27 protein-coding genes and 1 pseudogene are annotated in these 16,809 nt (G+C 50.6%); 19 read left to right on the forward strand and 9 right to left on the reverse strand.

Annotated features, from left to right (window positions below; all coding sequences use genetic code 11):
- Positions 1–12: 12 nt before the first annotated feature.
- Genes C2U53_RS24635 through C2U53_RS24665 form a run of 7 tightly spaced genes read right to left on the reverse strand, consistent with a single transcriptional unit; the run spans position 13 to position 4,933 of the window.
- Complete coding sequence (locus tag C2U53_RS24635) at positions 13–828, reverse strand: antitermination protein (RefSeq protein WP_099433525.1); 816 nt, start codon at positions 826–828, stop codon at positions 13–15.
- Positions 828–1,193: a RusA family crossover junction endodeoxyribonuclease gene (locus C2U53_RS24640; RefSeq protein ID WP_099433526.1), complete on the reverse strand. Its 366-nt coding sequence runs from the start codon at positions 1,191–1,193 to the stop codon at positions 828–830. The genes C2U53_RS24635 and C2U53_RS24640 overlap by 1 nt, the downstream gene beginning before the upstream one ends.
- Entirely contained in the window at positions 1,180–2,562 is a 1,383-nt protein-coding gene (locus C2U53_RS24645; protein WP_104446606.1) for a replicative DNA helicase, read from the reverse strand. The genes C2U53_RS24640 and C2U53_RS24645 overlap by 14 nt, the downstream gene beginning before the upstream one ends.
- Positions 2,559–3,440, reverse strand: coding sequence for an ATP-binding protein (locus tag C2U53_RS24650; protein ID WP_046481455.1), 882 nt, complete (start codon positions 3,438–3,440; stop codon positions 2,559–2,561). The genes C2U53_RS24645 and C2U53_RS24650 overlap by 4 nt, the downstream gene beginning before the upstream one ends.
- Before the next feature lie 14 nt (positions 3,441–3,454).
- Positions 3,455–4,396 carry a helix-turn-helix domain-containing protein gene (locus tag C2U53_RS24655; protein ID WP_104446607.1) on the reverse strand — a complete coding sequence of 314 codons (942 nt, stop codon included), beginning with the start codon at positions 4,394–4,396 and terminating at the stop codon, positions 3,455–3,457.
- Positions 4,393–4,689: a hypothetical protein gene (locus C2U53_RS24660; protein WP_032635108.1), complete on the reverse strand. Its 297-nt coding sequence runs from the start codon at positions 4,687–4,689 to the stop codon at positions 4,393–4,395. Before C2U53_RS24660 ends, C2U53_RS24655 begins: the two co-directional genes overlap by 4 nt.
- Positions 4,690–4,714: 25 nt before the next feature.
- Entirely contained in the window at positions 4,715–4,933 is a 219-nt protein-coding gene (locus C2U53_RS24665; RefSeq protein WP_046481457.1) for a carph-isopro domain-containing protein, read from the reverse strand.
- Between the two features lie 113 nt (positions 4,934–5,046).
- On the opposite strand from C2U53_RS24665, the gene C2U53_RS24670 reads away from it, so the two are divergent.
- The 19 genes and pseudogenes from C2U53_RS24670 to cmoB all read left to right on the forward strand — a co-directional run bounded on the left by C2U53_RS24670 (position 5,047) and on the right by cmoB (position 15,242).
- Positions 5,047–5,754, forward strand: a complete 708-nt coding sequence (locus C2U53_RS24670; protein WP_046481458.1) for a helix-turn-helix transcriptional regulator — start codon at positions 5,047–5,049, stop codon at positions 5,752–5,754.
- A gap of 372 nt (positions 5,755–6,126) precedes the next feature.
- Positions 6,127–6,330: a hypothetical protein gene (locus C2U53_RS24675; protein WP_046481459.1), complete on the forward strand. Its 204-nt coding sequence runs from the start codon at positions 6,127–6,129 to the stop codon at positions 6,328–6,330.
- Positions 6,327–6,674 (forward strand): hypothetical protein, encoded by a 348-nt coding sequence (locus C2U53_RS24680; protein WP_246876138.1) that lies wholly within the window; start codon positions 6,327–6,329, stop codon positions 6,672–6,674. Before C2U53_RS24675 ends, C2U53_RS24680 begins: the two co-directional genes overlap by 4 nt.
- Positions 6,675–6,935: 261 nt before the next feature.
- On the forward strand, positions 6,936–7,136 hold the full coding sequence (locus C2U53_RS24685) for a hypothetical protein (protein WP_046481461.1): 201 nt from the start codon (positions 6,936–6,938) through the stop codon (positions 7,134–7,136).
- Positions 7,126–7,482 (forward strand): hypothetical protein, encoded by a 357-nt coding sequence (locus C2U53_RS24690; protein WP_104446608.1) that lies wholly within the window; start codon positions 7,126–7,128, stop codon positions 7,480–7,482. The genes C2U53_RS24685 and C2U53_RS24690 overlap by 11 nt, the downstream gene beginning before the upstream one ends.
- The gene (locus C2U53_RS24695; protein ID WP_104446609.1) at positions 7,482–7,736 is read left to right on the forward strand and encodes a hypothetical protein; all 255 of its coding nucleotides are present in this window, start codon (positions 7,482–7,484) and stop codon (positions 7,734–7,736) included. The genes C2U53_RS24690 and C2U53_RS24695 overlap by 1 nt, the downstream gene beginning before the upstream one ends.
- Positions 7,708–7,929: a hypothetical protein gene (locus C2U53_RS30480; protein WP_227657190.1), complete on the forward strand. Its 222-nt coding sequence runs from the start codon at positions 7,708–7,710 to the stop codon at positions 7,927–7,929. Before C2U53_RS24695 ends, C2U53_RS30480 begins: the two co-directional genes overlap by 29 nt.
- Positions 7,926–8,333 (forward strand): hypothetical protein, encoded by a 408-nt coding sequence (locus tag C2U53_RS24700; RefSeq protein ID WP_058588201.1) that lies wholly within the window; start codon positions 7,926–7,928, stop codon positions 8,331–8,333. Before C2U53_RS30480 ends, C2U53_RS24700 begins: the two co-directional genes overlap by 4 nt.
- Positions 8,330–8,908: a hypothetical protein gene (locus tag C2U53_RS24705; RefSeq protein WP_058588202.1), complete on the forward strand. Its 579-nt coding sequence runs from the start codon at positions 8,330–8,332 to the stop codon at positions 8,906–8,908. The genes C2U53_RS24700 and C2U53_RS24705 overlap by 4 nt, the downstream gene beginning before the upstream one ends.
- 11 nt (positions 8,909–8,919) lie before the next feature.
- Positions 8,920–9,750 carry a BRO family protein gene (locus tag C2U53_RS24710; RefSeq protein WP_104446610.1) on the forward strand — a complete coding sequence of 277 codons (831 nt, stop codon included), beginning with the start codon at positions 8,920–8,922 and terminating at the stop codon, positions 9,748–9,750.
- Positions 9,747–9,971 carry a hypothetical protein gene (locus C2U53_RS24715; RefSeq protein ID WP_044257017.1) on the forward strand — a complete coding sequence of 75 codons (225 nt, stop codon included), beginning with the start codon at positions 9,747–9,749 and terminating at the stop codon, positions 9,969–9,971. The genes C2U53_RS24710 and C2U53_RS24715 overlap by 4 nt, the downstream gene beginning before the upstream one ends.
- A 385-nt stretch (positions 9,972–10,356) precedes the next feature.
- Positions 10,357–10,533, forward strand: a pseudogene (locus C2U53_RS30485) (ATPase); the annotation flags it as partial.
- Positions 10,533–10,679, forward strand: coding sequence for a hypothetical protein (locus tag C2U53_RS30030; RefSeq protein ID WP_172740596.1), 147 nt, complete (start codon positions 10,533–10,535; stop codon positions 10,677–10,679). The pseudogene C2U53_RS30485 and the gene C2U53_RS30030, both read left to right, overlap by 1 nt.
- Before the next feature lie 9 nt (positions 10,680–10,688).
- The gene (locus C2U53_RS24725) at positions 10,689–10,925 is read left to right on the forward strand and encodes an excisionase family protein (RefSeq protein WP_058588205.1); all 237 of its coding nucleotides are present in this window, start codon (positions 10,689–10,691) and stop codon (positions 10,923–10,925) included.
- Positions 10,926–10,980: 55 nt separating this feature from the next.
- Positions 10,981–12,294, forward strand: a complete 1,314-nt coding sequence (locus C2U53_RS24730; protein WP_058588206.1) for a site-specific integrase — start codon at positions 10,981–10,983, stop codon at positions 12,292–12,294.
- The gene (locus C2U53_RS24735) at positions 12,273–13,046 is read left to right on the forward strand and encodes a DUF72 domain-containing protein (RefSeq protein ID WP_104446611.1); all 774 of its coding nucleotides are present in this window, start codon (positions 12,273–12,275) and stop codon (positions 13,044–13,046) included. The genes C2U53_RS24730 and C2U53_RS24735 overlap by 22 nt, the downstream gene beginning before the upstream one ends.
- A 51-nt stretch (positions 13,047–13,097) precedes the next feature.
- Positions 13,098–13,493: an MAPEG family protein gene (locus tag C2U53_RS24740; RefSeq protein WP_042318401.1), complete on the forward strand. Its 396-nt coding sequence runs from the start codon at positions 13,098–13,100 to the stop codon at positions 13,491–13,493.
- A gap of 40 nt (positions 13,494–13,533) precedes the next feature.
- Positions 13,534–14,277, forward strand: a complete 744-nt coding sequence (cmoA, locus tag C2U53_RS24745; RefSeq protein ID WP_104446612.1) for a carboxy-S-adenosyl-L-methionine synthase CmoA — start codon at positions 13,534–13,536, stop codon at positions 14,275–14,277.
- Complete coding sequence (gene cmoB / locus C2U53_RS24750; RefSeq protein ID WP_044257625.1) at positions 14,274–15,242, forward strand: tRNA 5-methoxyuridine(34)/uridine 5-oxyacetic acid(34) synthase CmoB; 969 nt, start codon at positions 14,274–14,276, stop codon at positions 15,240–15,242. The genes cmoA and cmoB overlap by 4 nt, the downstream gene beginning before the upstream one ends.
- Before the next feature lie 167 nt (positions 15,243–15,409).
- On the opposite strand, the gene cutC is transcribed toward cmoB, so the two are convergent.
- Complete coding sequence (gene cutC, locus C2U53_RS24755) at positions 15,410–16,156, reverse strand: copper homeostasis protein CutC (protein ID WP_104446613.1); 747 nt, start codon at positions 16,154–16,156, stop codon at positions 15,410–15,412.
- Between the two features lie 2 nt (positions 16,157–16,158).
- Complete coding sequence (locus C2U53_RS24760) at positions 16,159–16,728, reverse strand: VOC family protein (protein WP_044257624.1); 570 nt, start codon at positions 16,726–16,728, stop codon at positions 16,159–16,161.
- Positions 16,729–16,809 lie beyond the last annotated feature (81 nt).

Raw genomic sequence — 16,809 nt, forward strand, 5'->3', positions numbered from 1 at the left:
GTTCCGATCGTATTAATAACTTGTCGCCTTCTCGAATTCTGATGCTGCATGGCGTTCTCCTTTGTGCAGTACATCCACCAGCATTTTATATAACGGCTTCCAGTTACGGGACCACGACGACTGATGGAGGTCCGGTAGACGTTTGAGGATAGCGCGGTGAACGGTCGCAGAAGACACTCTCAAATACCCTTCACCACCACAACGCTCACAGATTTTAAACACCGGCGCCCCATGCTCTTTCGTGGCCCTGCGATCGAGCACCTCCCCTTTACCGCCGCAACGGCAACGAGCACTGATAATTCCCTTGCCTTCGCAAACATCGCAGACTGCCGGTACAACCTCTGTTACCTCTGTCCAGTGCTCCCAGTCAGACGGACGAACGGCACGAGAACGGCTAGCCCAGTATGGTGCCTTACCCCACGGGTACGAAACCTTTCTGGTAACCTGCTCGCGAGTTGTTCGTCCGGTACCACCACAGTTGTGACACGTCACGCTTGTAGCCGCCGAACGGGAGTAATCAGCAAAGGCAAACTGAGCCAGTACCAGCATGCTCCAGCCAAATTCACCACCAGCGGCTTTGCGCACATTTTTCGGTGCAACGTCCATCGCGTGACGCGCCAGCGCCTGAACCGCCAGTTGCTCATCCGTCTTACTGATCCCCGCCTTACCGAAGAAAGCAGCCAGTCCGAACCGTGCGCGGCTGCTGGTCGTGCCGATGGCCGCCATGACATCAGTGCCGGTTATCCGATCCGGGGAAGTTCCTTTCACACTGTCGCTGATGTGCATACCCTGAGGGCTGAAATGTTTTAGCGATGCTTCCAGTTTCATTATGCGGCCCTCTCGATCGAAGAAATTAAAATCTGCCCGGTTTCGCCCCAGACCTTAGTGACGCGAAAGTCCCAGATATGCGCATCATCAGCGAATAAGGCATCCATCAGCGCTTTGATCATGTTGTCGGCGTCTGGTTTATGCTGGTGGGCCTGCCCTTTCATGGTGGCGCGTTTCTTCTGGCTCCAGCTTTTTGGCATTGGCAGAACGAATGTGATGTGGCTACCCGCTTCCGGCATAACAACCTTGTTCAGCCTAACCTCATCGCAGAACGCCCGGTAACGCATAACTGCTGGTCGCGTTTTCCATTTGTCGGCCCGGGTCATTCGTGGCTTACCCATTGGGGTAATATTAAAAATCTGCATGGCCAGTCTGATTACCTTTTGAATAGCGTCGTGGTTGTGATTTAGGCATCGGTGCTGATTTTCGTTTTGCTTCTTCCTGGTCGATCGGCAGGAAATGCCCGTTGTAGAAGCGCCGATATACCGTGCCAAGAACACCATTTCGCTGCTTGGTGATGTTGATTTCCGCAATCCCCTTTGCCGGAGATTCCGGGTTATACACTTCGTCGCGATAGAGCATCATGATGATGTCAGCGTCAGCCTCGATTTCACCGGAGTTTTTCAGGTCTGAGTTCATGGGACGTTTGTTCTGACGGGATTCAACACCACGTGAAAGTTGACTCAAAGCCAACACAGGTGTCCGGTTTGTTTTGGCGAGTCGCTTTAGCCCCTTCGACAACTCACCTACAGCCAGGTCATAACGCGCTGCACTCTGGATTTTAATAAGTAACAGGTAATCAATAACCACCAGCGCAGTTTCAGGATGGGCTATCTGATGGCTGGTTGCCGTTTGCTGGATCTGCTCAAGCGTCAGATCTGTGGCATCTACCATCCACACACTTCGGCCCGTCAGGCGACCAACACCGGTTGAAAGTCGTGCCCAGTCTTCATCCTGGAATTTTGCTACCTCCTTGAGTCGGGATACCGACATACCACCAGCTGCTGACACCATGCGCTCACCAATCTGGATATTTGCCATTTCCATGCTGAAAAACAGTACGCCGTGTCCCTGCTCTGAAACCTTGTCGATAATATCCAGCGCCAGTTCTGTTTTTCCCATCGATGGCCGTGCGGCAATGAAGACCAGATCGGTTTGCTCAATCCCTCCGGTTTTCGCGTCCAGCTCGTCAATCCCGGTAAGCAAGGTTTTTGCTACATCCAACCCCTGGTGTCTGGCATCTGCGCGTTCGACGACGGCCGTGAGTACCTCGTCGATATGTACGGGCTGAACGGTATCGGGAGTAAGAGAAATTGCGGCCATGGCATCCTGGGCGCTTTTCAGGGCCTCAACAGCGTTATCACCGTTGGACGCATTGCGGATCCCTGCCAGTGCCTTTTCAACCACCATCTCAGCATCGCGGACAGCGGCATTACGCTCCAGTGTGGAAACGTAATAATCCAGAGCTGACTTCGCCCAAGTGATACGACTGGATTCAAGAATGGTTGCGCTGTGCTCTGGCATGGTTTCGCAAAGCAGCAATGGATCTATCACTCCGATCCCACGAGCCTGTCGACAGATGCCGGAATAAATTTCACGATACTGCCGGACTGAGAATGCACTCGCCGGCAGGCGGGAAAGAATGCCCAGAACCTCAGGATCGGTATTGCGCAGAAAAATAGCGCCAATTACCGCACCTTCCAGATCATCGTTTCTCCATACCGGAGTCATCATGCAGCCACTCCACCAGCAATCGCACGATAGCTTTCCCAACCAAATGCCAGGCGGTTACGTCCACCATCGGTAACACGATCTACGATACGTTCGCCAATTGACTCTTTGAGTTGCTCAAAGGTCAGGTTACTTATCAGGATTGTAGGGAGTACGCTCTCATATCGGGCGTTGACAACCTCCTGCAGTATGGTCATTTCAGTCGGACTACCAAACTGAACGCCCACCTCATCGATAATCAGCAGATCCAGAGATGAGAAACGTTCAATTACTTCATCCTCGGTACTTTCTGCGCTGTGGCGCCATGTGTTTTTCACGGCTCGAGTCAGTCGCATAACGTCGGTGATTTCCACACTTGCAAGGTGATTGCGGATGATGCTTTTTGCCATGGATATGGCCAGATGATTTTTCCCGGTGCCGCAATTTCCCGTCATGACGAGCCCGGTTCCAGCCTTCAGGCGATCTGGCCAACTGGTGGTGTAACGCTGACATGCCGCGAGATTTTTGGCAGCATCCTGATTGACAGCCTGGTAGTTAGCGAATTCACATGCTTCAAAGCGTCGAGCGATCCCCGCATTGTCCATCAAATCTGCCACACGTAATTCACGCAAACCAGATTCGATGTCAGCAAGCTCCTCTTTCACGCAGTCCGGACACTGGGAATGTTTAACATTTTCGGCGCCACGAAACGCTTTTCCAGTTAGCGACATACGCTCATAGTCACCATGTTTTTCGCAGGAGACGACGTGAACTTCGCCTGACTCCCAGTTTCCCCACTGCCACGGTTTTTTATGTTCCACAGAAAAAGCCAGTTCTTCACGAAGACCTTCACGTTTCGTCAGCAGCGAATCCCTTTCCTCGCGTTGTTTGATGTTCAGCATTGTGTTTCCCCTTGTTACCAGTTGCAGTCTGATTGGCCGTAATCCTGTTCGCTGAAGCCAGATACCGGAAGCGCACTGCGACGCCCACCGCCGGGAGCGGATGGAGTTTGCCAGGCTTCTTCGAAATGGCGATCAGGTCCAAAGAACGTTGCCGCCTGCTTGACGTATTGCGTGCCAACGCTACCAGTGGTGCGCACGTAGGCTGCATAGCGCTTAACGCCTGCCAGCATGTCTTCAGGTTTAACTCCGTCTTTCAGCCGAGCTTTCCAGGCCTTGAAGGCTGCTGCTTTTGAATTTCCACCAGCACGCTTGGGGTATGCCTGCCAAGCCTGCTCGAACTCGTTGGAATAGTTCTCTTTGGAAGAGCGATGTTCAGAAGATGCTTTGCCACACACGCCAATATCTTGTGATTCTTGTTTTGAATTTACTTGTAGATCATGTTTTGAATTTACTTGTGGATCTGGGGTCAGATTCTGACGGGTGAAAACGCCATTTTTGTCAGAATCTGACGGGTGAAAACCGCTTGAACATCCAGAATCTGACGGTTCAGAATCTGACGGTTCAGAATTTGAAGGTTCAGAATTTGAAGGTTCAGAATCTGACGGGTGAAAACCGTTAGCCCTTCGCTGCTGTTTCAGCGCTGCCACTTTGTCCTTCTCAATGCGTGCCAGAGTCTCGAGACGGTCGGCATTCAAATGATAAAGATTGGACGTGTTGCGATTACCTTTGCGGCGTGATTCACGACGCAGCCAACCGGAAGACTCCAGTTCTGCGATGGCGGTCCTGACCGTGCTTTCCCCGAGCCCCAGCTGGCGGCAAATAGTTTCAACACTCGGATAGCAGACACCATCATCATTCGAGTAGTCAGCCAGGCGTGCCATAATCACAAGTTTGGCTCCCTTAATGTCATGCGCTGCGCACGCGTCCCAGACGTTACCGAGAATTTTGCTACTCATACAAACTCCTGAACTGGCGTGATTGTGTAGCCGCGAGCTGGCTCAAGACGAACTGCAAGCCCGGTATCGAGAGCACCAATTTTTCTCACTTTCAGGAAACCTGCACGTTCAAGGGCCTTGATCTCCTTAAACATTGCCTGCTTTGAGCAGCAACAGAATTCGTAAAGTACCTGATGATCGATTACTCGCTCCCCTTCTCCATCCATGGATCCGCCCATCAAAATGCGAAGCATGACCAACCGCTGAAGTGGGTTATCGAATGAATATTTACGTACGAAGTCAGAGTGATTCATGATTCCTCCAGCATGCCGTGACATGTCACACCCCATTACCCGGGGGCGGGAAAAGCTTTGGCTTATCGGGTCTCAACTCATGAGCGGGAATCCCAGTCAAAGCTGCAACATCAGGGACATGATCCACCCCAACAACACCAACCTTCCTCCAGCGAGAAACAGATGGTTGTTTGATACCGATTGCGCGGGCTAAAGCATTAACCCCGCCAGCAGCATCAATAGCTCTCTCGATTGCTGATTTCATTTTTTTACCCATTTCATTTGATTGCTATCGACAAATAATAGCAATTGCTATTTGAATGAGCAATAGACTTGTTTATCATGCGAGGCTAAAATGTGATAGCGGAGGCTATAAAAATGCAAGAGAGTAAACTTAAGACACTAGCTGACAGACTTAACTACGCAATGAGTGAGATGGGTATGAGCCAAGGGCAATTAGCCAAAGCAGCTGATATGGCGCAACCAACCATATGGCGCATAACATCAGGCAATGCCAGAGGAACAACAAAAATAGTTGAAATAGCGAATGCTTTGGGTGTTCGCTCGGAGTGGTTGTCAAACGGAACTGGGCCGATGAGAGCCGATGCCCAACAACCGACCTCCGTAATTACCAACAAAACAGACCCAAACATCTTCAGAGTTGACGTACTTGACCTCACGGTTAGTGCAGGGCCTGGAATAATTAACAGCGAATTCGTGGAGGTGTTACGCTCCGTGGAATACTCGGTTGAAGATGCGCGCCAAATGTTTAATGGCCGAAAACAGGAACAGATACGCATCATCAACGTTCGTGGAGATAGCATGTCTGGAACAATTGAGCCTGGAGATCTACTTTTCGTCGATATAAGCGTTCAGCACTTTGACGGTGACGGCATTTACGCGTTCATATACGACGATACGTCGCATGTTAAGCGTTTGCAAAAGATGAAAGATAAGCTATTGGTTATCTCTGACAACCATACCTATCGCCCATGGGACCCGATCGAGAAAGAAGAGATGAACAAAATATTCATATTTGGAAAGGTGATCGGCAGCATGCCACAGACGTACAGAAAGCATGGGTAATCCAGCGGAAGGGCAATGAATCTTCCAGTGAATAGTTTCCAACCCGGCCACCGTTCCGGGTTTTATTTACCTCCCTCGCAGTCTCTCCGGCATCCCATAGTTATTGTTTTGAATGATATGAACAATAGTTCTGGGCGTGGAATCCAGACAACTTATAATCGCATCATTACCCTCTCTTTGGTTGTCAGGATTAATCCCAGTACTTTCACAGCATTGTGCGCACATTGCAATTCACAAGGGACTAATAGCTGTTTTTTTATTTTCATATCAATAACATAAAAAATAATAGCATCACAAATAGAATTACCTATTGCAATAACCAATAGCACCCTCTATCATTCAACTATCAAGTTAACGTAGAGGTGATAGAAAATGGTTGAACCGATAAAAACATTTAAGGGGTTGTCCATCCGCCCATGCGATGCTTTCAAGAATATATCCTTAATCACTGAAACTGCTAGCTTGCTATCTGCTGTTGACGATGATGGGTATCGTGAAATCAGCGACGTTCTCTTTGCGTTTGTTTGCAATTATGCAGATGAGGCCCGCAAGAACGAATCGGAGAAACTCAAATGAAAACTCCATTAGAAATGCTTAATGACATTGCCGCTCAGATTTCCGAAGGCAGTACTCTTCTGGAAATGATTTATAAAAACACCGAAGAAATGAATGAGGAAACTGATTGCGGCTTAGCCTGCCTCATTCGCTCTTTCGATAAAACCCGTGAAACAGCTTACACATATATCGAAGAGTTAGCAAAAGGCGAAAAGGCAGTTCAGCCCCCCCCATCGGGAATAGCGATGATATTGCCGATGATATTTTTTATGCCACAGTCAGCGCTGCAAAACTCAGGGAACTGGCTCACGTATATAACGAATCATATTTTTCAGGAAAAGACAGTGATGACGCCGATTGCCTGATGGCATCACTTATTTTCGATAATACGATTAAAGTACATGACTTACTGAAAAGCATCGAAACAAAATTAAATTAATTAATAAGTAGTTTAAATCACACCATCCCTGGTGGGGATACGTGCAACCAAATTTCAGCGAGGTGATATTTATGTTATTCGTTAAGGATAAAGCAGCACACAAGACTGCGCGGTTAATTGCCTCTTACGGTGGTAGCTATCTGCATATTGCCAACCTCTTTCTGCGCAAAGCATATGGGAGGTAAATATGTGGGACCCATCAACAGATGACAGCATTGAAGATGTAGCTAATTCATCCAGAAATCTTAATGAACTATTGGACCTGATGCATCTTTGTTTTAAGGAAATGAACCCTCTCCAGACTGAGCAGTTGCTTGGTCTTGCTTTGAACATCTCATCAGATATCGATATCTGGGTGAAGGCAGAGGAAAAACGACGTGAAAAATAACACCATTGAAATTTATCGCCGTCGCATTGCTATTGCAGCATTAAGCCGAATGAAGCGCAAGACTGGCGGTTATTGCCTGTCCGTTAATATGCCTGATGGAAATATTCAGGTTATCGAGATTAACGAAGAATCAATGTCAAAACTTTTGCAGCGCTTCGAAAAACAGGCGCGGACTGAATTTGCAGCAGAGGCGGAAACCTTTATTCGCCAGACATATATAAAAAGTGTCGATATCAATGGACACGCCGAATATCTGACCGAAACCGGGAAGATGATTGTTGACGAGATTTTTGCGGAATTAATTAAACACGCGAAAGAGAAATACGTATGTGGAGGAGTTAACTGATGGACTCACAACAAATGGTTATGTATCGCGACACGCTAATACCATTGCCAGTCATCAACGTGGATCTGCATGTCTCTCCGAATTTCACCGGGCGTGTTGTTCTTTATATCGAAAACGGTCGTGTCACATGCGATCGCCGACTTTTTGAAGACGAACACATTTGCGCTCTGGACACTTTTATCGAAATGGCTCGCGAAATGGAGCTACGCATTGAAGAGGTTACTGGTGGCACTGACAGCAATTCGAATACCTGAACGCGTACACCTGCAGGCAATGCAGGTCCTGCTGCGATACCGGCGAAAGCGAATCTATGCGCGACGTATGCGAAGGACCGGGTATCTCAGCCTGAAGGTTAATCCGCGCTGGAGGCTGTTATCGAAAGACGATGGCCGGAACTGGGAAGTAATGACGCATGAACGATACAACAAAGTTAAGGATCGGAAATGAACGATAAACGCATCAACACTACCTCAATTGACAGCGCTTTTGCCAAAGAGTTGCAGCCCGTTTATGTCGTTTCAAGGCACGGGTATTCGCGCCGTTTCCTCAGCAGAAGGGCAGCGCTCAACAACCTTGCTCACTACATGGTAACCAAAACATTTTGGCGGGCTGGATTGAATACCAACGAACCAGATGAGCCTGCTTTCAGCAATGGTGTCCTCGTGAATCGTATGGGCCAACACACACAGCAATATCTTTTTGCACATAACCGCTGCGTTCGTCGTCTGCGCCGCATCCTGGCTCGTAAGCGCGATATGCAGAAGTGGTGCGAGAAATGGGACGCCATGCATGACCGCTACGTGAAAGAGCGCGAAGAACTTCAGTCCAGCAAGCCGGAGGGTGTTCGATGAGCAGTAAATACGACATTCCAGAAGCTACGCCAAACGGCATCAAAATCGGGAACCGTGTAATTGGCTGGTCTGGCGCGGTTAAACAGTTCGATGGTCCGCGTTTTGACTCCCGACCATCGGAAGGGTTGCGTTGGTTAGCCTGCATTATGGATGCCGAGGCTTCTGGCTGGGTGGCTTTGTATGTCAAGAAGGAACTCATCCTGTGGCGCTGGCTTGTGGCAACTGTGTTCATCAACGAAGAGAGGGATAAGAACGGCACTATCGATATCCCTAACGAGTCCGAAGGAGTCGACACCGCAGTTATTTATTCGGGTAAGAAAGGCGATCTGAGTATCTATCCTGGCCCACTACGCTTTTCTCTTGCCAACCACGTAGAAAGTATCGCGATTGAGAAATACGGCGTGGAGAAGGGTTCAATGATGGCCCTTCGCATGTACCAGAACATGGTAATAGCAGATCCAGAAGACGGATTCAGGATGTCACCCTTTGGACGAGAGGGGCTTGAGATGCTTCACGATGACTACATCGGAATGATTAAAACCAGCGGCATGCCAGAAATGCCAGTTATGCACTGAGGGAACTGATGATGAATAACCAGCTGATGACATTTAGTTCAGAAGAGCTCGATTTTTCGATGAGTGGGGTCCTCTACGAAGGAAAACCAGCATTTGACGCAGTTGAATTGGCTAAGTCGCTTGGGTATACGAACCCAGCAAAAGCACTGAAAGACCATTGTAAGTATCTGATTAAACTTAATTATAACGAATCGTTAGAATTGGGATTTGGTGAAAAACCACGTGGCACTCAACTTGCCGGTCAGGCTGATTTGTTCCGACTGATCCTGCGTAGCCAGCTCCCATCCGCTGAACGTGTGCAGGACTGGGTTTGTGAGGATGTACTTCCAACCATCATGGCCACTGGCACATACGGCAAAGAAGTGCCAGTAACTAAATCACACCAGCAGGGGATCAGCATGAATAACGATATTCTTTCCTTGGTCCGGGTGGTTGCCGAAGCAACCGCATCAGCGACGATGAAAGCGGTTTTGGAAGTCAGCGGTACTAGCCTGGTTACTACTGCGACCGAATCCCCCGCAGCGCCACAGCAACGCATCAGTTCAACTGAATTCATTAGCACTGACGCTGAGTTCGTTCCGGTGCATAAGATTTCGTGGGAAACCGGTCTGTCCGATCCTTCCTGCCGTCGCCTCGTTCGGTTCGCAAACCTGCCATCCAGGCAATTACCAGGCGTTCGCGGTCTGTGCGTGCATCGTGAATCATTCATGCACGCCTTCCAGGTTCTGCTGGAAGAATCCACTCCCCCGGGCGGTAAGCGCAAGCGCTGGCAGCATACGGAGTTTGGCGGATTCGTTCTGCGTAAGGCACCAGTAAACGCGAATGATGAGAGTGCTGTATGAAGATCCAATATCAGGACTACGGAGCCGCAGCGAACATCGTGATCACCAGTACCGTGTTTGAATTCCGTAAACATAACCGGGTGGTAGACGCCGCCCTGCTCTGCACGCCAGGCATCATTGCAACCCGTAGCGGCGTGCTTTTCATGAAGTCAGTTTTGTCCGGCAAATCCCGCGATATGTTGCGGGCCTACAAAACCGTACAGCGGGAGGCTAAACGATGAAGCCATTTCTCCTGTACATGCTGTTTGGCCTGCTGCTGGTGGCCGTCGTTTTCGGCGCGCTGATTGAATATAAGTTTTTGATGAATTACTAAGGTGCGAGATGAGGAAAATTAAAAGCCCGGTTGTGCTTATTCATAAGCGCGAAAATAGTGATACCTACGCTGTCGCGATCACCGATGGCAGCCAGGACTATCACGATTCCGTTCTGATGGCGACCATGGAACCAGACATGACGGGCGATGACGTCGATACCTGGAGCAAAACCGGCTACTACATGGCGGAGGAGATCCAGCGCTTACGCCAGCAATTGAGTGCCCCATTAAGCATCGGGGAGTTAATTCAGCGCCTTGAATCACAGACCGGCGACCGCTGGGAAAGAGTGGTTAACGATGTCACCTCTGGTAAACCGTTAACCATCACCCTTCCCGACGCCAGTTCAAAAGCGTTCTGGAGCGGTACCGGAAAGGGAGAAATATTCCATCCGGAAACCTATAAGAGCTGGGTGAAAGAAGCTATCGAACGGGCCGGTGTTATCGCCGGGATCAGCGTAGAGGTAAAGTGATGCACAAAGCATTTGAAATATGGGTGCGCCAGCGGTACGGAAACCGCTACGACCTCTCAAGAGATCAGGAAGGATTCTACTGCCGTGAAGTGGTTAAACGTATGTTTGATGTGTGGTGCCACTGCCGTGGCCTGAATATGGTGTGAGGTGGGTATATGAACAATGTTATTCAGTTATCCCCTAACGAGTGGGTTTGTGAAAGCGTTCTTATCGCGGTTACCGGGCTCAAGCCCGGTACCATCCTCCGGGCAAGAAAAGAGTGCTGGATGGTTGGCCGGGAATATATCCACGTTTCACCAGACGGGAACCCTAAGCCATCCAGTGAGTGCATGTACAACCGAAAGGCTGTCGATGCATGGGTGACTTCGATGAAAAATAAACAGCCTGGGTGATTTGATGCCATGAAAACGGTAAGCTCATATCGCTCTTGGGCGTCTGGAGGTATCAATGGATAAAGTCATATATCCAACAGGCGTCGAAAACCACGGTGGAACTTTACGCATCTGGTTTAATTTTAAAGGTAAGCGTGTCAGGGAAAGCCTCGGTGTCCCTGACACCGCTAAGAACAGGAAGATCGCCGGAGAACTGCGGACATCGGTATGTTTTGCCATCCGCACAGGAACATTTGATTATGCTGCACAGTTTCCTGACTCCCCTAACCTCAAGGCTTTTGGTGTAAGTAAAAAAGAAATTACGGTGAAAGAACTTGAAGAAAAATGGCTTGATCTGAAACGGATGGAAATCTGCGCGAACGCATTAAATCGCTATGAGTCTGTCGCAAGAAATGTGGTGCCAAGGATCGGAGGTAATCGACTGGTGTCAGCGGTAACTAAAGAGGAATTGCTGTACATCAGGAAAGACCTGCTGACCAGTTATCAAAATCCGACGAAAGGCAAAGCCCCTGCAAAAGGGCGAAGCGTTGTTACGGTGAATTATTACATGACGACGATAGCCGGAATGTTTCAGTTTGCTGCTGACCACGGTTACTTAGAGGTGAACCCATTCGAAGGAATTAAGCCTCTGAAAAAAGCCAGGGCAGAGCCAGATCCGCTGACTCGAGACGAATTTATTCGCCTGATAGATGCATGCCGGCATCAGCAGACGAAAAACCTGTGGTCACTTGCAGTATACACAGGGGTGCGTCATGGGGAGCTGACCTCCCTGGCCTGGGAGGATATCGATCTTGAAGCTGGAACAATAACAATCAGGCGTAATTATACAAAACTAGGTGAATTCACTCTACCGAAAACTGAGGCCAGTACCAACAGAGTGATACACCTCATTCAGCCTGCGATCAGCGTCCTGAGGAATCAGGCGGAAATGACCAGGCTTGGAAAAAGGCATCGGATCGATGTTCAGCTGCGCGAATACGGCAGAACTGAGAGCCACGAGTGTACATTTGTTTTCAACCCTCAACTGGTCAGAAGATGTCAGCAGGTGGGGATCATCTACAAAGTCGACTCGATAGGTGATTTATGGGACGCAGCGATGAAGCGAGCAGGGATAAGGCACAGGAAAGCATATCAGTCGCGTCACACGTATGCGTGCTGGTCACTGTCAGCTGGCGCTAACCCCAGCTTCATTGCCAGTCAGATGGGCCATGCGAGCGCCCAGATGGTCTTCAACGTATACGGCGCGTGGATGGCAGACAGCAGTAGTGAGCAGATCGCAATGCTGAATCAGAGGCTCGCGGATTTTGCCCCACAGATGCCCCAAAGCATACATAGCAGCGCCAGAGCATTATTGAAATCAGTAAGTTAATCAATATTGCCCGTCATGTTAACTGTGTGGAAGGCAACACCACGCTGTATGCGCTACCAAAAGCGGAGATTGTGGCACGCTGGTACGCACAAACGACGGATGCGTTTCGTTTCTGTTTTAAATTTCCAGCGACCATTTCCCATCAGGCAGCTCTGCGCAATTGCGATGATCTGCTGCACGAATTCCTGACCCGAATGTCGCCGCTGGAAAGCCGCATCGGTCAGTACTGGCTGCAATTGCCCGCCACCTTTGGCCCACGTGATCTCCCTGCGCTCTGGCATTTTCTCGATGCCCTGCCACAGATGTTTACCTACGGCGTCGAAGTCCGTCATCCTGAATTTTTAGCTAAAGGCGACGCTGAACAGCAGTTCAATAGCGGATTGCATCGGCGCGGAGTGAATCGGGTTATCCTCGACAGTCGTCCAGTACACGCGGCCCATGCGCATAATGAAGCCATCCGCGACGCCCAGCGCAAGAAGCCGAAACTGCCGGTACATGCAGTAGTGACCGCGAACCATCCACTGGTGCGCTTTATCGGCAGCGATGATATGCGACAAAACCGGGCGTTCTTTGCCGACTGGCTAAAAAAATTACCGCTCTGGGAACAGACCACCACACCGTATCTCTTTTTGCATACCCCGGATATCGCGCAGGCTCCGGAACTGGTCGATACCCTGTGGCAGGACTTGCGAGATGTTTTACCGGATATCGGAACTGCTCCGTCCATTCCACAGCAATCTTCTCTTTTCTGAAATTGCCACCTATCATAGACAGTGCCATCAGCCATTTTAAAGGGAGTTTGTATGGTAAGCGCGCTGTATGCCGTTTTGGGTGCGTTGTTGTTGATGAAGTTTTCTTTTGACGTTGTCCGCCTGCGGATGCAATACCGCGTTGCCTATGGTGACGGCGGCTTCAGTGAACTCCAGACAGCCATCCGCATTCATGGTAATGCGGTGGAATATATTCCCGTCGCGTTAGTGCTGCTGCTGTTTATGGAAATGAACGGCGCAGAAACCTGGATGGTGCATATTTGCGGCATTATTCTGCTCGTGGGTCGGCTGATGCATTATTACGGTTTCCATCACCGTCTGTTCCGCTGGCGTCGCTCCGGCATGAGCGCCACCTGGTGTGCATTGTTACTGATGGTGCTGGCGAACCTTTGGTATATGCCGTGGGAGTTGGTTTTCTCCCTGCATTAGCGCACAATACGCCACTTTATTTTTCCCGGATTTTTACGTTATGTCTCACCGCGACACGCTTTTTTCTGCGCCCATCGCCAGCCTGGGCGACTGGACCTTCGATGAACGGGTAGCCGAAGTCTTCCCGGATATGATCCAGCGTTCTGTTCCCGGCTATTCCAATATTATTTCGATGATTGGCATGCTTGCCGAGCGCTTTGTGCAGCCGGATACGCAGGTCTACGATCTGGGTTGTTCGCTGGGTGCGGCGACGCTCTCGGTGCGTCGCAATATCCATCATGAAAACTGCAAAATTATCGCCGTTGATAACTCCCCGGCGATGATCGAACGCTGCCGCCGTCATATCGATGCTTACAAGGCACCCACGCCAGTTGAGGTTGTGGAAGGCGACATCCGCGCCATCACCATTGAGAACGCCTCAATGGTGGTACTGAATTTTACCCTGCAATTCCTTGATCCGCCGGAGCGCCAGGCGTTGTTGGATAAGATTTATCAGGGGCTGAATCCGGGCGGCGCGCTGGTGCTGTCGGAAAAATTCAGCTTCGAAGATGCGAAAGTGGGCGAACTGCTGTTCAACATGCACCACTACTTCAAGCGAGCCAACGGCTACAGCGAACTGGAAATCAGCCAGAAGCGCAGCATGCTGGAAAACGTGATGCTGACCGATTCAGTTGAAACCCATAAAGCCCGCCTGCGTCAGGCCGGTTTTGAGCACAGCGAACTGTGGTTCCAGTGCTTTAACTTTGGCTCACTGGTGGCATTGAAAGCTGAGGCAAGCGCATGATCGACTTTGGTAACTTCTATCAGCTGATTGCCAAAAATCATCTTGCCCACTGGCTGGAAACGCTGCCCGCGCAGATTGCCGCCTGGCAGCGCGATCAGCACGGTCTGTTTAAGCAGTGGTCAAACGCGGTGGAATTTCTGCCGGAACTGACGCCGTACCGTCTGGATTTATTACACAGCGTGACGGCGGAAAGTGAAGCGCCGCTGAGCCCGGGGCAGATCAAGCGTATCGACACCCTGATGCGAAATCTGATGCCATGGCGTAAAGGGCCATACTCGCTGTATGGCGTGAACATTGATACTGAATGGCGTTCTGACTGGAAATGGGATCGCGTACTGCCGCATCTGTCGGATCTGACCGGTCGCACGATTCTGGATGTGGGTTGCGGCAGCGGCTACCATATGTGGCGCATGATTGGCGCGGGCGCGCATCTGGCTGTTGGTATTGACCCGACGCAACTGTTCCTGTGCCAGTTTGAAGCGGTGCGAAAGCTGCTGGGAAACGATCAGCGTGCGCATCTGCTGCCGCTGGGTATAGAACAACTTCCGGCGCTGAATGCGTTTGATACCGTCTTTTCGATGGGCGTGCTTTACCATCGCCGCTCCCCGCTGGAGCATCTCTGGCAGTTGAAAGATCAACTGCTGAAAGACGGCGAACTGGTGCTGGAAACGCTGGTGGTGGAAGGCGATGAAAATACTGTGCTGGTGCCGGGCGATCGCTACGCGCAGATGCGCAACGTCTATTTCATCCCTTCCGCGCTGGCGCTGAAAAACTGGCTGGAAAAATGTGGCTTCGTTGATGTTCGCATCGCGGATGTCTGCGTGACGACGACCGAAGAGCAGCGCCGTACCGAATGGATGGTCACCGAATCGCTGGCCGATTTCCTCGATCCGAACGATCACAGCAAAACGGTCGAAGGCTACCCCGCCCCATTACGTGCCGTATTAATTGCGCGTAAGCCGTGATGTCATGGGTCGTAAGCCGGATAAGGCATTTTGCCGGGGACGCTTCGCGTGCCCGGCCTACAACGTCATTCATCAGCGAAATTTAGCGTAAAAAAAGGCCCCTGTTGAATGGGCAGGGGCCTGGTACGAGCAAGCATCATATTGGGCGACATGATGCAACGGTAAAATCATTTGGCCTGATGGCGAAAAATGATTCCTTTCATTTCAGCAACCGACTTGCCGTCTACCGCATAGCGGGAATATTCATCCGCTTGCTTATCTGTCGACATTGACAGACCCTGATTGCGATAGCGCATAGGTGAAACCAGCAAGGTTCCGGCGGAACTGTGTACTTCCCGTACTCCGGCATCCAGGAAACGCGGCAGATTTTCTGCGCGAACCCCCGCTCCGGCCATAATGATTGGAGCACCGGGGTGAGCAATAAGTTCAATAATATTTGCTAAACCTTGCACTGCATCGGATTTCTGCCCCGACGTCAGCACTCTGGCGACACCCAGTTCCGCAAGATTATGTAGTGCATTTAACGGATTAGCACACATATCGAACGCGCGGTGAAAGGTCACAGCCAGAGGACCTGCCGCGTCCATAATCTGCCGCATACGTGGCATGTCGACATGACCGTCAGGATCAAGAATGCCTGTCACCAGTCCGGGAAACCCCAGTTCACGCACGGTCCGTACATCGTCCAGCATCGCCGCGAACTCACCGTCGGTATAACAAAAATCTCCACCGCGCGGCCGAATGATCGGATGTACCGGAATCGTCACCGCCTGACGAACCGAGCGCAGCACGCCCAGTGATGGCGTTAAGCCCCCTTCTTTTGGCGCGGCGCACAGTTCAATGCGGTCCGCGCCGTTTTGCTGCGCCGTAAGCGCGCACTCCATGCTGTAACAACAGATTTCCAGCAATGTCATATTCACTCCTGTTGCTGTTCGCTGGCGACGATTGCCTCAATTGACCACGGGTGGAATTTGACGGTGACCTTCCCGTCAGTGACCGCCAGCGTCGGGTTCGGCAGACGTTCGTGTTCCCCTTTCGGTGAACTGGTTTTCACAAAAATGCCCGGCTGGCTCAGTCCGTCATCCGAAAGCAGCGCTAATGCGCGGGCATTCAGGGTTTCAGGAGCGCCAGGCAGGACAATCTCAATGTGTTCCCACCCTTCATGAGGATACCTCTTTTCCCCGGGCCACGGCAGTTCCACAATGCTCAAGCGCCAGTGCGCGACGCACACCGGCTCATGCAGTTTGAACAGACAAATTGGTCGCCCGTTGATGGTATTTTCCGACAGCAGCTCGCCGCATTGTTCAAATCCTCGACGCCAGCGTTCAGCAGTGGCGTTCTGATGACAACGCAGAGAAATGTGATCGGCCTCAAGCGGTGCAACATCCAGACCGAGGCGAGTGGAAAGTTCTGTGAACGCCTGAGTGAATCGCGGTAAATCTGCGGAAATATCATGCAGTTCGTCAATGGTCTGCCAGTTGGCCATAATAAGAGCTCATATCGGTGTTCAAAGCCGCTAATTTACTCCGTTGACCTCCCGCAACCAACCGTAGATTGCAGGATTTGC

This window comes from Citrobacter sp. CFNIH10 (assembly GCF_002934585.1).
GTDB classification, from domain to species: domain Bacteria; phylum Pseudomonadota; class Gammaproteobacteria; order Enterobacterales; family Enterobacteriaceae; genus Citrobacter_A; species Citrobacter_A amalonaticus.

What these genes read in the sequence shown, in the direction of transcription:
- C2U53_RS24635 (WP_099433525.1), bottom strand. Translation starts at nt 828, where the DNA reads ATGAAACTGGAAGCATCGCTAAAACATTTCAGCCCTCAGGGTATGCAC.
- C2U53_RS24640 (WP_099433526.1), bottom strand. Translation starts at nt 1,193, where the DNA reads ATGCAGATTTTTAATATTACCCCAATGGGTAAGCCACGAATGACCCGG.
- C2U53_RS24645 (WP_104446606.1), bottom strand. Translation starts at nt 2,562, where the DNA reads ATGATGACTCCGGTATGGAGAAACGATGATCTGGAAGGTGCGGTAATT.
- C2U53_RS24650 (WP_046481455.1), bottom strand. Translation starts at nt 3,440, where the DNA reads ATGCTGAACATCAAACAACGCGAGGAAAGGGATTCGCTGCTGACGAAA.
- C2U53_RS24655 (WP_104446607.1), bottom strand. Translation starts at nt 4,396, where the DNA reads ATGAGTAGCAAAATTCTCGGTAACGTCTGGGACGCGTGCGCAGCGCAT.
- C2U53_RS24660 (WP_032635108.1), bottom strand. Translation starts at nt 4,689, where the DNA reads ATGAATCACTCTGACTTCGTACGTAAATATTCATTCGATAACCCACTT.
- C2U53_RS24665 (WP_046481457.1), bottom strand. Translation starts at nt 4,933, where the DNA reads ATGAAATCAGCAATCGAGAGAGCTATTGATGCTGCTGGCGGGGTTAAT.
- C2U53_RS24670 (WP_046481458.1), top strand. Translation starts at nt 5,047, where the DNA reads ATGCAAGAGAGTAAACTTAAGACACTAGCTGACAGACTTAACTACGCA.
- C2U53_RS24675 (WP_046481459.1), top strand. Translation starts at nt 6,127, where the DNA reads ATGGTTGAACCGATAAAAACATTTAAGGGGTTGTCCATCCGCCCATGC.
- C2U53_RS24680 (WP_246876138.1), top strand. Translation starts at nt 6,327, where the DNA reads ATGAAAACTCCATTAGAAATGCTTAATGACATTGCCGCTCAGATTTCC.
- C2U53_RS24685 (WP_046481461.1), top strand. Translation starts at nt 6,936, where the DNA reads ATGTGGGACCCATCAACAGATGACAGCATTGAAGATGTAGCTAATTCA.
- C2U53_RS24695 (WP_104446609.1), top strand. Translation starts at nt 7,482, where the DNA reads ATGGACTCACAACAAATGGTTATGTATCGCGACACGCTAATACCATTG.
- C2U53_RS24700 (WP_058588201.1), top strand. Translation starts at nt 7,926, where the DNA reads ATGAACGATAAACGCATCAACACTACCTCAATTGACAGCGCTTTTGCC.
- C2U53_RS24705 (WP_058588202.1), top strand. Translation starts at nt 8,330, where the DNA reads ATGAGCAGTAAATACGACATTCCAGAAGCTACGCCAAACGGCATCAAA.
- C2U53_RS24710 (WP_104446610.1), top strand. Translation starts at nt 8,920, where the DNA reads ATGAATAACCAGCTGATGACATTTAGTTCAGAAGAGCTCGATTTTTCG.
- C2U53_RS24715 (WP_044257017.1), top strand. Translation starts at nt 9,747, where the DNA reads ATGAAGATCCAATATCAGGACTACGGAGCCGCAGCGAACATCGTGATC.
- C2U53_RS30030 (WP_172740596.1), top strand. Translation starts at nt 10,533, where the DNA reads ATGCACAAAGCATTTGAAATATGGGTGCGCCAGCGGTACGGAAACCGC.
- C2U53_RS24725 (WP_058588205.1), top strand. Translation starts at nt 10,689, where the DNA reads ATGAACAATGTTATTCAGTTATCCCCTAACGAGTGGGTTTGTGAAAGC.
- C2U53_RS24730 (WP_058588206.1), top strand. Translation starts at nt 10,981, where the DNA reads ATGGATAAAGTCATATATCCAACAGGCGTCGAAAACCACGGTGGAACT.
- C2U53_RS24740 (WP_042318401.1), top strand. Translation starts at nt 13,098, where the DNA reads ATGGTAAGCGCGCTGTATGCCGTTTTGGGTGCGTTGTTGTTGATGAAG.
- cmoA (WP_104446612.1), top strand. Translation starts at nt 13,534, where the DNA reads ATGTCTCACCGCGACACGCTTTTTTCTGCGCCCATCGCCAGCCTGGGC.
- cmoB (WP_044257625.1), top strand. Translation starts at nt 14,274, where the DNA reads ATGATCGACTTTGGTAACTTCTATCAGCTGATTGCCAAAAATCATCTT.
- cutC (WP_104446613.1), bottom strand. Translation starts at nt 16,156, where the DNA reads ATGACATTGCTGGAAATCTGTTGTTACAGCATGGAGTGCGCGCTTACG.
- C2U53_RS24760 (WP_044257624.1), bottom strand. Translation starts at nt 16,728, where the DNA reads ATGGCCAACTGGCAGACCATTGACGAACTGCATGATATTTCCGCAGAT.